This is a genomic window from Mycobacterium innocens (assembly GCF_900566055.1).
Taxonomy (GTDB): domain Bacteria; phylum Actinomycetota; class Actinomycetes; order Mycobacteriales; family Mycobacteriaceae; genus Mycobacterium; species Mycobacterium innocens.
Genome location: NZ_UPHQ01000289.1, coordinates 1 through 12,962, shown reverse-complemented (window position 1 = coordinate 12,962; position 12,962 = coordinate 1). Strand labels below are relative to the sequence as shown.

Sequence of the window (12,962 nt, the reverse complement as noted above, 5' to 3'; positions counted from 1 at the left end):
CTGTGCTGCGGCGGCACCATCGGCCTCGGCGCAGCGTTCGATGCGCTTGTCGGTCAACCGGATTCCCGCCAGCTCGGCGAGCAACTCGGTGGCGGTGGCGAACGGCTCGGCGGCCGCGGCGCGGGCCACCATCCGTCGCAGCCCCGGTGACAGCGACGCGTCGGTGACGCCCAGGTCGTCGTCACGCGGCACGATACCGCGCCGGCAGGCCGCGCAGTGGTAGTAGGCGCGTCCCAGCGTGATCCGGCCCAGCACGGTGTCGAGGTGCTTGTCGCGGTAGCCGACGAACACCGCGTGATGTCCTTGCCCGCAGTCGATCCGCGGCCCGCGGTACCCGGTGTCGGCGGCCAGCAGTTGTTGCAGCAGCGAGGCGCCAAGCTGGGTCATCGCGGTGCGGATCGCCAACTCCACCGGGGCCAGGCCCGCGCCCGAGCCCAGTGCGTCGGTGGCGACCGCGGCCAGCCGGTCTACCTCGGCGGCGACCTCCGCCGCGACCTGCTCGCAGAGCCCCTTTTTTCGTCCCCCGTCGCGGCCGGGGGCGCCGAGGCGGCCGGATTCGGTGGGCGGGCCTCGCAGATCGCCTCATTGACCTCCACGATCTGCTCGCTCACCGCCGCAAAACGCTGATAGTTGGCCAACTCGGCGCGCACCTTGGCCACCTCCTCGGCCGAGAGCTGCCGGCCCTTGGTGCCCCGCCCGGCCACCGTACGGGTCCACAGATACCTGGGTCCATGCCCGGGGTGATCCGGTTGCGCACACGCGCAATTGGGTTTGCCGCAGCGGCGGTAGTTCTCGCTGATCGAGCCCCGCCGGAAATCTCCGGTGCCGGCCAGCTCGGCATACAACCACTCGCGCTGCTGTTCCAAGTCGCCCAGCGATGGTTCGGTCACCCTTTCCTCCAAGTCTGGTTGTTCATACCACAACCAGACTACACCGCCACCAGCATCACCCCCGTCACCTACATTCGTGTCGCACACCCGTGGCAGGTGCTCGACCGCACCCGATCCACGTCGCCAAAACCACACGATCTGCACCGCGGACGCACCCAAGACGACGCTTACATTGACCACCCAGGACAGCCCCGCCCGCGAAATTTAGTGCGCAGATCCGTCACCCCAAATCAAAAAAGCAACAGCTCAACCCGCTGCAGCTACGCTGCCTTAAAACGCCGTATGGCGCGGGTGGTGTTCCGCCCACCCGCATTCCGACGAAAACAACCGACTCCGGTCGGCGCGCCCGGTATAGCGCTGCAGTACATATACCGGCACAACTCGACGATGTCGATGCACTATGTGGCGCAACGCGAAGAGCACGCCGAGCAAGCATTCCTGGCGACCCGCAGGTTGAAAGCCGCCGTCACCGCGGTCACGTTATTCCGCGAGGACGGTGACGGCTTGCACTCGTTCGACCGGGCCGATCGTTTTCTGCCGCACGGCTATTGCCTGCTGTTGCCCCTGCAGACCTACGACAAGCGCAGCGCGTGTCTAACCTATTCGGATTCGTCATTGACACAAGCTATTTGGGACACACTGAAACGGCAACTCAACGAACCACCGCGCTCATCAAGCGCACCACCGAGCAATTCCAGAAGCGTCACGGCAAGCCGATGACCGACCACAACGTTTGGCTGGCCCCAACGCACCGCCGAGCCCAAAGCGCTGGTCAAACTCATCGCGACGACGAACAACATCTCCGCACGGGCCTGCCAGGGCGCGGGAAACTCCGCTACCTGAGCCGTGTCCCGTGAACAACATCCGCCAGCAGCGCATCGACGTCTTGAAGACCGCGGCCCGCCGCAAATCCGAAGAATAGATCCGATCAGCTGCACTCCGTCAGGTTCTCGAACATGCCCACGGCGAAAACCTTGGGCTTCGCCGCCAACTCGCTCGCGCGGGGACCACAGCCGCCAACCAGGCCGATCAGATCGCGGCCGATTGCCGTTGCGATCCAAGAAATGTCCTGGTCTGCGAAATTTGGGCCTTACAACCCAGCTTCCGTCAATCACTGGATGATCGAGACGGCTCAGTTCTTGTACCGTGTGATGCGCTCGAGTCCTCCTGGGTTTCCGGTTCAACCCGTGCACGTAGCGCGAATTCAACAGTGCGAGCATGCAAGTCGGACCATGGCCTCGGCTCGTCGGGCCGCGGTGGGACGGTTGCCAGCAGGCGGTGCCACCAGCCGACGTCCCACCACGTGCCGTTCTTAAACCCCACACGGCGAAAGATGCCAACTTTGCTGAAGCCCATGGCTTCGTGCAAGCCGACGCTGGCGGCATTGGGGAGCGCGATGCCGGCATAGGCGTTGATATAGCCTTGCGCAGCAAGGAGATTCAACAATGCAGTATAGATGTCGCGGCCATGGCCTCGGCGGTGAAGTGACATTTCCACGTATAACGAGACATCGGCACACCAGCGGTAGGCATCTCGCGACCGATGCGGGCCGGCATAGGCATACCCCTGGCGCGTTCACCGTCGGTGATGACCAGCCAGGGAAACCGGGCTAGGGTACTGGTCAACCTCGACCGCATGTCCTGGGCGCTGGGAGGCACCGTCTCGAAGGAGATCGCCGTGTCACGTACATACGGCCGGTAGATATCAGCGATAGCGCTGGCATCTTCCGGTGTCGCCATCCGAATCTGCACGATCACTCCTCTTCACGACGCCTCGGAGTTCGCCCGGCCTAACGATGCTCATTGAATCGCAGGGTCGGGGCTTCCCCACAGACTGCATACGGAACAATCGCCCGGTGAGCACACCAGACCCTGAGGCATTCGCTCGCAGCTGGCTTGACGCCTGGAACGCCCCCGACGTCGAGGCGGTCCTTGAGCATTTCTCTAATGACGTTGTCTTTACTTCCCCGATGGCTGTCCGGGTAATCAGCGGCAGCGACGGGATTGTGCACGGGAAACAGGCCCTGCGCGCCTATTGGATGACGGCGCTGCAGCGTATTCCCGACTTGCACTTTGAGCTGATTGGCGTGTACGCCGGCGTCCGCACCATCGTCATCAACTACCGCAATCACACGGGCACCTTCGTCGACGAAGTGCTGACCTTCGGCGAGGACGGCCTGGTCAGCGAAGGGCACGGTACCTACATCGCCGAGCTCCGCGCGCCGCAAGCCGATGATGGCTGTGCGTCGCCAATAGCCTTAGGTTTTGACCGACAATGAGCCGAAGACCATGATCAAAGCCTTCATGGACGTCGATATCCGGGTGGGTCGGGTGATCAGCGTCGAGGAGTTCCCGCGTGCCCGTAAGCCCGCGTACAAACTATGGATCGACTTCGGCGAGTTGGGAGTACATCGGTCAAGCGCGCAGATCACCGACCTCTACAGCGTCGACGAGCTGAAGAACCGCTTGGTGCTGGCGGTGGTCAACCTGCCACCGCGTCAGGTCGCAGATTTCGTATCTGAGGTCCTGGTGCTCGGGGTACCGACCGACGACGACGGCAATGTGGTGCTGGTCGGCCCAGATCGCGAGGTATCACCGGGCCTCCGGCTGCTCTGAGCACTTGTCGGCCAAAACGGCTCACATTCTCGGATTCAGAGATCAGGTCCCGTCTCGCACCGATGGACCGCAGAGCGCGCGAGCTTCCCCGCTTGGGTGGTCGAGGCGTCTTGGTGCGTTCAGCTAGGCGGCCTACCGAGCACTTGGACGCTGATCTGTGACGATGCCAGAGTGACCAAGCAACGTGACGAGTGCGGTTTCACCTATGACCTCGCGCAGGCCGGTACGGCCCCGGAGGACATTCGCGAGCGGGTCGCCGAGGTGGTGGCAATCCTGCGCGGCCACGATATCGACCTGCGGACCCGACGGCAGCCCGACCTGTGGTCTCCCCTGGAATACGGGTGCCATCTGCGCGACGTACTCCCGGTGCAGCGGGAGCGGGTCCTCGCAGCACGCCGTGTGGACCGACCGGAATGCCCGTCCATGGGACGCAATGAGCGGGTCGAGCACGACGGCTATGCCGAGCAGCAGCCGGAGGATGTAGCTCGTCAGCTCGCAGACGCTGCACAGCTGCTCGGCAATGTGCTCGCCCGATTGCGTGCCGACGACTGGGATCGCACAGTTGTCTACCACTACCCAGAAACCCATGAACGGTCATTGCGGTGGGTGGCGGTACACACCCTGCACGAGGCGCGCCACCACCTCCTCGATATTCGCCGCCAGACCTGATTGTTCCCGACGGGATCGGTTGACTGCGCTCTGCAGCTTGCGACACTGATGAACATGCTGCGGCCTGTCGACTACAACACTCGACTGCATCGCGGCTACGACCAGGGTAGGCGTCTATCTGAGCAGGCGGCTCGCTCATGGAGTGCCGCCGTGACCCGCCAGCTGCCGCCCCAGCGTCCTGTGACAATCGTTGAATTAGGCGCTGGCACTGCGAGATTCACTCAGTTGCTCGCCGATATTGCATCGGGTGTCGTCTATGCCGTTGAACCATCACAGCGGATGCGCGAAGTCGCCATGCAGCATTACCGCAGTGGCGTGTATTTCATAGCCGGCCGTGCCGAAGCAATTCCGTTAGCAACGGAAAGCTGCGACGCCGCGGCCATCTTCTTCGCCGTGCACCACCTGGCCGATCTGCATGCTGGCGCCCGCGAGATCGCGCGCGTCCTCCGGCCAGGTGGCCGGCTGTTGATCGCGGGTAGCTTTTCCGATCGCCTGCACCCCCGTGCCTACTACCACTACATTCCGCGCGCCCGTGAAATCGAAGAGAATCTCTTTCCCAACCTTGCCACCACCACAGAGGCGTTTGGCCGCGCCGGCGTGACGGTCATTGCCCTTGACGAAGTCGGCCACGAAGTCAGCGCCAGCCTTACCGCCTACAGCGCCAGGCTCACACACCGCGCGATCTCGACCTTCGAATATCTCACTGACGACGAAATTGACCGCGGGCTTGCCCAACTGGCCGCAGACGCCGCCGCGGAGACCAATCCTCAACCCGTCCACCACACCCACGACCTACTCACTCTTGAGAAGCGCTGTGCCACCAGGGACGTGCCAATCCGCCGCGCCGCCGGCAAATGCCTAGATTAAGGCCGCCGACAGCACTGGACGATCGCCGGCATGCTTAACTCAGGCACGCCAACGACAGGCAACCCTGCCAGAGGAGAATCGCATGCAGCACTGCGTCACCGCGACGTTCCCCGGCTGCTGTCGGTCCGGGCGGGAGGGCTGCGCGTGTGAAGATTAACCCTCTGTACGGCCCAGCGTTCTACACAGTGATGTCTGTGCTGTTCCTGGCCCTGTTCGTACTGAATGTATCTCGAAGCCACGGCACGGCGCTGGGCCTGATCAGTACCGGGGGCCTCGCCGTGTTGGTGGGCTATATCGCCTACCGGGTGTGGTCCGGCAAGCGCCACATGAACCGAAACTGACCCCTCCGAAATACCCATTGGCGCCCGGGAGTCACGGCGCACATTACGGATTCCTTCGATGGTCGTCACCGGAAGATTGCTCGGTAAGCTGGCGTGGTTGGTTTTGAAGTCGCGGCAGGGGGCACGGCGCTCCTCACCGGTGGCGTAGTCGTCGCAGTACCTGTCAAGCAATGTTCGCCAGTGCCCACCTGCGTCCGACCGTCAACACCATGACCAGGGGCTGACAACGATTGATCTCCAGTCTCTTGTAGGCCAATACCGCGCTACGCGACGGGCCGATCCTCTGCGCCGCCAGCGTCACCATTGATCGGCTTGTTGTCGACGCGCTGCGCTTCGCGAAAGCGACCCGCTCAAGTCTGCGGCCATCCTCCACGACGCTCGCGCGGGCGACACCGTGGCCGCGACATCGCGTCGGGCACCCCCAGATTCGACCCACTCGATCGAAACGGGACAAAAATTAGAACCTGTTACAGTTCACCCACAACGCGCAACCCGAGTGGGAGTACTGGCATGGCTGGTGACAAGTCGGCGCGCATCTACGAATCCGCCGATGTCGTGGTGATCGGGTTCGGCGCCGCAGGTGAGTGCGCAGCCATCGCCGCTCGCGAACGCGGCGCCGACGTCATCGCGCTGGACCGTGCCAATGGTGGTGGTGCCACGGCGATATCGGGCGGGATCATCTACGCCGGCGGCGGCACCACGGTTCAACGGCAGGCCGGGGTCAACGACACCCCCGAGCAAATGCTGGCCTACCTTCGCCTCGAAGTCGGCGACGCCGTCAGCCCGGAAACCCTGGAATCATTCGTGCGCTCGAGCCCCGGCATGATCGACTGGCTGAGCAGCTACGGGGTGCCGTTCAGCCCCGCATTGTGCCCCTACAAGACCTCGTTTCCGAACAACCGCTACTACCTTTATCACTCGGGCAGTGAAAACGCCGGCGCGTTCCGCTGCCACACCCCGCCCGTCCAGCGCGGGCATCGCGTCAAGGGCAGCGGCACCTCGGGTCGCAAACTGTATGCCCCGTTAGCCAAAGCCGCTCTGGCCCTTGGTGTTCGGTTCTGGCCTCATACCACGGTGACGAACCTGATCCAGGATTCTTCCGGCCGGGTGACCGGGGTGGAAGCACTGACGATGCACAATGCGCCACCGCGGATCCGGCGGCTTTATGCGGCGATGGCCGAGCTGTCAGCCAAACCGGGCATCTACTACCCGCCGCTGCGCCGCCGGCTGGAGGGACGGCTGCGCAGGCTGGAGCGGCGCTACGCCGAGCCGGTGCGGATCGACGCACGCCGCGCGGTGATCATCTGCGCCGGCGGCTTCATCGCCAACACCGACTGGGTGCGACGGTTCGCTCCACAATATCTCGGTGGTCTGCAGCTGGGTACCAGCGGCGACGACGGCAGCGGCATCGCCCTGGCGCAGCGTGCCGGAGCGGTCACCGACCGGATGGACAACGTCTCGGCTTGGCGTTTCATCACCCCGCCGAGCGCGTTCATCGGCGCGATCATCGTCGACAGGCGCGGGGATCGCGTCATCGACGAAAGCCGCTATGGAGCGGCGGTCGGGCAAGCCATGATTCGACAGCATCAGGGTGCCGGCTGGCTTCTGGCCGATGCGGCGTTGATGCGGGAAGCCCGTCGCCAAATGATCAAGCAGCCGTTGTGGTTTCAGCGTGCCCAGGTTGCGGCGCTGATGCTGGCCGACGCGGTCACCGCGCCGTCGCTGCGCGAGGTCGCGAAGGCGGCCGGTATCGATCCCGACGGCCTGGTGGCCACGGTCGCGGCGCACAATACCGCGATCGACACCGGCGCACCGGACCCCGCCGGAAAGCCCGCCGAGTTTGTGCGCCGGATCAGCCAACCGCCGTTCACCCTGCTCAACATTTCGGTGCGGCCAAGCCTGCTCAACCCGACACCGATGCTGACCCTCGGCGGTATCCGAGTCGACGAGCGCAGCGGAGCCGTCGTCACCGAATCCGGTGAGCCGATTGCCGGGTTGTTCAGCGCCGGACGCACCGCAGCCGGAATCTGCTCCAATTCCTACATCAGCGGGCTCTCACTGGCCGACTGCGTGTTCTCCGGGCGCCGCGCCGGAACACATGCCGCCACGACGTCGGCAGCGCAGAGCCCGCGTTGACCAGTGACAGGTGCCGTCGCGCTGGCCGGGCCGCCGAAGGGCGACCGACGTGGGATTACTGTTCACCGGCGCACCGAACACTTCCCGAATGATTTTCGGCACAATGGAGCCGCGATACTGGTTAGGCGCCGATCCAACGCTGAGCCCTCGAAATCCGACCAATAGCGACGCCGGGAGAAACACAGATGAGCGACGAGCAGCCGACCATCGTCTACACCCTGACCGACGAGGCGCCGCTGCTGGCGACCTACGCCTTTCTGCCGATCCTTCGCGCCTTCGCCGAGCCGGCAGGCATCAAGATCAAGAGCAGTGACATCTCCCTGGCGAGCCGGATCCTCGCCGAGTTTCCCGACTACCTGACCGAGGAGCAGCGGGTACCGGACGATCTGGGCGAGCTGGGACGGCTGACGCAGCTACCGGAGACCAACATCATCAAGCTGCCGAACATCAGCGCCTCGGTACCGCAGTTGGTGTCGGCGATCAAGGAACTGCAGGGCAAGGGCTACAAGCTTCCGGACTACCCGGCGGATCCCAAGACCGACGAGGAAAAAGACATCCGCAACCGCTATGCCAAATGCCTGGGCAGCGCGGTGAATCCGGTGCTGCGGGAGGGCAACTCCGACCGTCGCGCACCCAAGGCCGTCAAAGAGTATGCGCGCAGGCACCCCCACAGCATGGGTGAGTGGTCGATGGCCTCGCGCACCCATGTCGCGACCATGAAGCACGGCGACTTCTACCACGGCGAGAAGTCGATGACCCTGGACCGGGCGCGCGAAGTGAAGATGGAGCTGGTGACCAAGGGCGGCGAGACGCTGGTGCTCAAGCCCAAGGTGTCGTTGGGCGAAGGCGACATCATCGACAGCATGTTCATGAGCAAGAAGGCCTTGGTCGAGTTCTACGAGGAGCAGATGGAGGACGCGCGCAAGACCGGCGTGATGTTCTCATTGCACGTCAAGGCGACGATGATGAAGATTTCGCACCCCATCGTCTTCGGCCACGCGGTGCGGACCTTCTACAAGGACGCCTTCGCCAAGCACCAAGAGTTGTTCGACGAGCTGGGCGTCAACGTCAACAACGGGTTGGTGGACCTCTACAACAAGATCGAGTCGCTGCCGGCGTCGCTGCACGACGAGATCATCCGGGACCTGCACGCCTGCCACGAACACCGCCCCGAATTGGCCATGGTCGACTCGGCCAAGGGGATCTCGAACTTCCATTCGCCCAGCGACGTGATCGTGGACGCGTCGATGCCCGCGATGATCCGCGCCGGCGGCAAGATGTGGGGCGCCGACGGGCGGCCCAAGGACACCAAAGCCGTGATGCCGGAGTCCACCTTCTCCCGCATCTACCAGGAGCTGATCAACTTCTGTAAGACCAACGGCGCCTTCGATCCGCGAACCATGGGCACCGTGCCCAACGTCGGGCTCATGGCGCAAAAAGCCGAGGAGTACGGCTCGCACGACAAGACTTTCGAGATTCCCGCGGACGGCGTCGCCAACATCGTCGACCTCGACACCGGCGAAGTGTTGCTCACCCAGAACGTGGAAACCGGCGACATCTGGCGCATGTGCACCGTCACCGACGCGGCGATCCGCGACTGGGTCAAGCTGGCCGTCACCCGGGCCCGCAACTCCGGTATGCCGGTGCTGTTCTGGCTGGACCCGTACCGCCCGCACGAGAACGAGCTGATCAAGAAGGTCAAGCTCTATCTGCAGGACCACTACACCAACGGACTCGACATCCAGATCATGTCGCAGGTGCGCGCCATGCGGTACACGCTGGAGCGCCTGATCCGCGGGCTGGACACCATCGCCGCTACCGGCAACATCCTGCGCGACTACCTCACCGACCTGTTCCCGATCCTGGAGCTGGGCACCAGCGCCAAGATGTTGTCGATCGTTCCGCTGATGGCCGGGGGCGGCATGTACGAGACGGGGGCCGGCGGTTCGGCGCCCAAGCACGTCCACCAACTCGTGGAGGAGAATCACCTGCGCTGGGATTCGCTCGGCGAGTTCCTGGCAATCGGCGCCAGCCTGGACGACATGGGCGCCAAGACGGGCAACAAGAAGGCCAAGATCCTGGGCAAGACGCTGGATGCCGCGATCGGCAAGCTATTGGACAACAACAAGAGCCCGTCGCGCAAGACCGGTGAGCTGGACAACCGGGGCAGTCAGTTCTACCTCGCCATGTATTGGGCGCAAGAACTTGCCGCCCAGAACGAGGACCAGCAGCTACGGGAACACTTCGCAACCCTGGCCGATGCGCTGGCCAAGAACGAGGAAACCATCGTCGCCGAACTCGCCGCGGTACAGGGCGAAGAGGCGGACATCGGCGGCTACTACGCGCCGGACCGGGAGAAGACCACGGCGGTGATGCGGCCGAGCAAGACGTTCAACGACGCGTTGGCGGCCGCGCACGGCTGACATACTCGTGCGCCGCAGGCAGTGCGGCCACTCAGGCTCGGCCGGCCGGGCGTCATCGGCGAAACAGGTGCAGCAAGATTGTCAGCACCACGCTGCCGACAATCGAGATCACCAGCATCGAGACCACCGGGATGTAGATGCGCAGGTTTCCGCGCTCGATTCTGATGTCGCCAGGAAGCCGTCCGACCCACCAGAGGCCGCCGACCCACGTCAAGACACCCAGCACCGCGATGATGATTCCGCCCACCACGATGAACGGACCTACGTTGCGGCCCATTGGACCTCCCACCCGATAAGTCAGTCGCCAGCGATCATAACCGTCCTCCTCGTTGGCTAGGCTAGGCACCCACTCACGTTGCGCGGCATGGGACCAAAGGCCCTAGGACCTCTGCGCGACCAGACCTACCATGGGCAGATCTGAAGGGCCTACTGCGCGAGGATATTTCGTTCGCCGGTAATCGCTCCTCCGCCGAGAAAGAAGGTTGGTCATGGCGGTCCTTGATACCGTGCGAGTGTTCAACAAGCATGTGCTGAATCCGGCCATGATGCTGGTGGCTGGCCGAAAGTACTGGTACGCCAGCATTATTGAACACACCGGTCGACACACTGGCAAGGAGTACGCCACACCGGTGGTGGCCGAACGAGTAGACGACGGTCTCATCATTCCGTTGCCCTACGGCACAGACACCGACTGGCTGCGAAATGTCTTGGCCGCGGGGCACGCCACTGTTCACGTGCACGGAGAAACGTATGAGGCAGTTGATCCGCAGATCCTTGATGCCGCGGCTGTAGCCGGGCAGCTGGCCCCTAACCCTAACCGGAAACGTACTTTCGATCGGTTCAACGTCAGGAGCTATCTGAAATTGGCGCCCGCGGCCACGCCGCCCGCGCCGAAATGATTCGGCTCCGGCAGGATCAGCGCAAACATCGCCGGCCATCCCGGACGACCCATTGACGAGCGCTGAGTCGATAAAGCGCTTCACCGACCCGTATGGCAATAAGGTTCTGGTGGAAGGCGTCCAGAACCACACGACGCGTGTCCGGGCGCCCGGTGAACGCCGTCAGCACAGCGAGGAGGAGCAACGCCGCCGCAGTGACGCGGTAGGTCCAGCGGCGGTGGCCGTCCCATCGCCGACTGCGGTGACCGTGATGATCAGCGCGGCAAAGGACCACATGGTCACCGCTTCGGCCAGCCACTCTTGAACCAGAACCCGACGGTTGTCTGCGGAGATCTCACCGAATCCCGCGACAACGGCCCGGGTCGGGATCGCGTGCGAAACCCCCCATAGTCCAACCAAGCCCGCGCCGATGTACGCCAGAACCTCTGCCATCAAGCCATGGTCCGATTGTGACGTGATGCGCGGTAGGGCCGTTCGGCCCGTCGCCGCGGGTGTAAGGACGACACGCGGGTGCGGCCAAACTCGATGACACGCCGCTTGACTGTGTCTACGGCAAAGCTGGCCGCCGTAATCGTCACCGCAAAATCTCCGCCCGAAACCCCCATCGGGCGCACCAACGTCGCATCACCCGAGGCACTCGCGGTGCCGTCGAGGGCACCAGCCATGATGGCCTTGTGGGCATCGAGATCCGTGTTCTCGACAGCGAAGACGACCTCGTCGCTGCGGCTGGAATTTTCCGCGCCGCCATGGTCGGGTTGCCACCCCCGCCGGACCTGCCGCCAGGCCAGCTCACCACGCTGTTCGAGCCAGGCCGTACGGTGGGTGCTTTCGTCGGAAGACAGCTGGTCGGCACTGCTGATGCGGTCACCTGCGGACTGACACTTCCAGGCGGAGCGGTCGTGCGGCACGCCGCCGTGACGCACATCGGGGTGCTGCCGTCGTACACCCGTCGAGGTATCGCCACCGAGCTGGTCCGTCATCAGCTGCACGACATCGCCACCCGGGGAGAGGTGGCCGCGACACTGCGCGCCTCCGAGGCGACGATCTATGAACGGTTTGGCTACGGCGTGGCGAGTTCATCGCAGAGCGTGGAGGTGGATACGCGACGGGCCGCGCTACGTCCAGGCGTCGGGACCGGCGGGCCGGTTCGGCTGCTCGACACCGCGCAAGCATGGGACGTGCTGCCTCGAATCTACGCCGGGAACCGCTCGTACCGGCCGGGAACCGTTGAGCGCGCGCCGGTTTGGTGGCGGGGCCTGCGGCTGCGCGCCGAAGCATACTCTGGGCCTTGGTATATCGCGGTGCACGGTGAGCCCGGGGCGGAGTCTGGCTTCGTCCGCTACCGCCCCCTCGACACCGAAAGCTGGTTCGTCAGCGAACAACGCACCATCGCGGTCGAGGACTTCTTCGCCCCGTCAACGGATGCCTACCTGGGCCTGCTGCGATTTCTGTTGAGGCTGGATCTCATTGACCGCGTGATGTTCTGGATGCTCCCGGTTGACGATCCGTTGCCGTGGTTGCTTGTCGACCGGCGGGCCGTGAAGGTCACCCGGATATACGACGAGACGTGGCTGCGTGTCGTCGACGCGCACCAGGTGCTTTCGACACGCCGATATGCGGGCGACGGCTCCGTCACCGTTGCCATCAACGACCCTGCCTTGCCGAGTAATTCGGTCAGCTTCACTATTACCGGCGACGGCGCCGAACCGACTCAGCGGCGTCCGCAGCTACACATCTGCGTCCACGGGCTTGCCGCCGTTTTGCTCGGGGGCGCCACTTGGCGCAGCCTCGCCGTGGCCGGGCTGGTCCGAGCCGACGATGCAGCCGCACTTGCCACGGCCGATCGGCTGTTCGCGGTGCCGGAGACACCGCATGCCGGATTCTTTTTCTGAGATGCTGACGGGACATCTGCGGTCTCGCCGTCTATGGCCACCGCGAGCATCCTGGCCGACAGGTCAGGACGCGTGCCGCATCCTGCTTCCACCACGAACTAGATGAGTAATTCCCAACCTTGGTCAGTGGTCGTAGGCGATCAGTGACCTCTTGACTGGGCTGTTGATCTTCCAGTTGTGCCAGATCACAGCGGCAAGGGCGAGGAGGCGCTGGGCGACGCGGGCGTAGA

General features: G+C 64.0%; 13 protein-coding genes and 3 pseudogenes. 10 read left to right on the top strand and 6 right to left on the bottom strand.

Translation table 11 applies throughout. From position 1 onward, the window contains the following. Window positions 1-411: pseudogene (locus EET03_RS27910) on the bottom strand (ISKra4-like element ISDesp4 family transposase); the annotation flags it as partial. 56 nt (window positions 412-467) lie between these two features. Next, window positions 468-890 (bottom strand): DUF6788 family protein, encoded by a 423-nt coding sequence (locus EET03_RS27905; RefSeq protein WP_075542276.1) that lies wholly within the window; start codon window positions 888-890, stop codon window positions 468-470. A gap of 282 nt (window positions 891-1,172) precedes the next feature. Here EET03_RS27905 and EET03_RS27900 point away from each other — a divergent pair, with 282 nt between their 5' ends. Beyond that, window positions 1,173-1,610 (top strand): hypothetical protein, encoded by a 438-nt coding sequence (locus EET03_RS27900; RefSeq protein ID WP_075541364.1) that lies wholly within the window; start codon window positions 1,173-1,175, stop codon window positions 1,608-1,610. Window positions 1,611-1,997: 387 nt separating this feature from the next. On the opposite strand, the pseudogene EET03_RS27895 reads toward EET03_RS27900, so the two are convergent. After that, window positions 1,998-2,629: pseudogene (locus tag EET03_RS27895) on the bottom strand (arsinothricin resistance N-acetyltransferase ArsN1 family B). Window positions 2,630-2,745: 116 nt separating this feature from the next. Here EET03_RS27895 and EET03_RS27890 point away from each other — a divergent pair. From EET03_RS27890 to EET03_RS27860, 7 genes are all read left to right on the top strand, one after another. Next, window positions 2,746-3,168 (top strand): nuclear transport factor 2 family protein, encoded by a 423-nt coding sequence (locus EET03_RS27890; RefSeq protein WP_244232575.1) that lies wholly within the window; start codon window positions 2,746-2,748, stop codon window positions 3,166-3,168. Beyond that, window positions 3,155-3,505 carry a tRNA-binding protein gene (locus tag EET03_RS27885; RefSeq protein ID WP_244232574.1) on the top strand — a complete coding sequence of 117 codons (351 nt, stop codon included), beginning with the start codon at window positions 3,155-3,157 and terminating at the stop codon, window positions 3,503-3,505. Before EET03_RS27890 ends, EET03_RS27885 begins: the two co-directional genes overlap by 14 nt. A gap of 171 nt (window positions 3,506-3,676) precedes the next feature. Next, entirely contained in the window at window positions 3,677-4,174 is a 498-nt protein-coding gene (locus EET03_RS27880; protein ID WP_082274464.1) for a DinB family protein, read from the top strand. A gap of 48 nt (window positions 4,175-4,222) precedes the next feature. Next, window positions 4,223-5,041, top strand: coding sequence for a methyltransferase domain-containing protein (locus EET03_RS27875; RefSeq protein WP_082274465.1), 819 nt, complete (start codon window positions 4,223-4,225; stop codon window positions 5,039-5,041). A 146-nt stretch (window positions 5,042-5,187) separates the two neighbouring features. Beyond that, window positions 5,188-5,382: a hypothetical protein gene (locus EET03_RS27870; RefSeq protein ID WP_075541367.1), complete on the top strand. Its 195-nt coding sequence runs from the start codon at window positions 5,188-5,190 to the stop codon at window positions 5,380-5,382. A gap of 510 nt (window positions 5,383-5,892) precedes the next feature. Beyond that, window positions 5,893-7,518: an FAD-binding protein gene (locus tag EET03_RS27865; RefSeq protein WP_122508858.1), complete on the top strand. Its 1,626-nt coding sequence runs from the start codon at window positions 5,893-5,895 to the stop codon at window positions 7,516-7,518. 185 nt (window positions 7,519-7,703) lie between these two features. After that, a complete protein-coding gene (locus EET03_RS27860) occupies window positions 7,704-9,941 on the top strand; it encodes an NADP-dependent isocitrate dehydrogenase (RefSeq protein ID WP_075541369.1) in 2,238 nt (745 codons plus the stop codon). A gap of 52 nt (window positions 9,942-9,993) precedes the next feature. Here the strand turns inward: EET03_RS27860 and EET03_RS27855 are convergent, their stop codons facing one another. After that, entirely contained in the window at window positions 9,994-10,218 is a 225-nt protein-coding gene (locus tag EET03_RS27855) for a DUF2905 domain-containing protein (RefSeq protein ID WP_075541370.1), read from the bottom strand. Window positions 10,219-10,429: 211 nt separating this feature from the next. Here EET03_RS27855 and EET03_RS27850 point away from each other — a divergent pair, with 211 nt between their 5' ends. After that, a complete protein-coding gene (locus EET03_RS27850; RefSeq protein WP_075541371.1) occupies window positions 10,430-10,840 on the top strand; it encodes a nitroreductase family deazaflavin-dependent oxidoreductase in 411 nt (136 codons plus the stop codon). Between the two features lie 162 nt (window positions 10,841-11,002). Here EET03_RS27850 and EET03_RS27845 read toward each other — a convergent pair whose 3' ends face one another. Next, window positions 11,003-11,272, bottom strand: a complete 270-nt coding sequence (locus tag EET03_RS27845; RefSeq protein ID WP_075541372.1) for a hypothetical protein — start codon at window positions 11,270-11,272, stop codon at window positions 11,003-11,005. Window positions 11,273-11,514: 242 nt separating this feature from the next. Between EET03_RS27845 and EET03_RS27840 the strand changes: the two genes are divergently transcribed. Then, the gene (locus tag EET03_RS27840; RefSeq protein WP_075541373.1) at window positions 11,515-12,732 is read left to right on the top strand and encodes a GNAT family N-acetyltransferase; all 1,218 of its coding nucleotides are present in this window, start codon (window positions 11,515-11,517) and stop codon (window positions 12,730-12,732) included. Window positions 12,733-12,855: 123 nt separating this feature from the next. Here the strand turns inward: EET03_RS27840 and EET03_RS27835 are convergent. Beyond that, window positions 12,856-12,962: pseudogene (locus tag EET03_RS27835) on the bottom strand (IS982 family transposase); the annotation flags it as partial.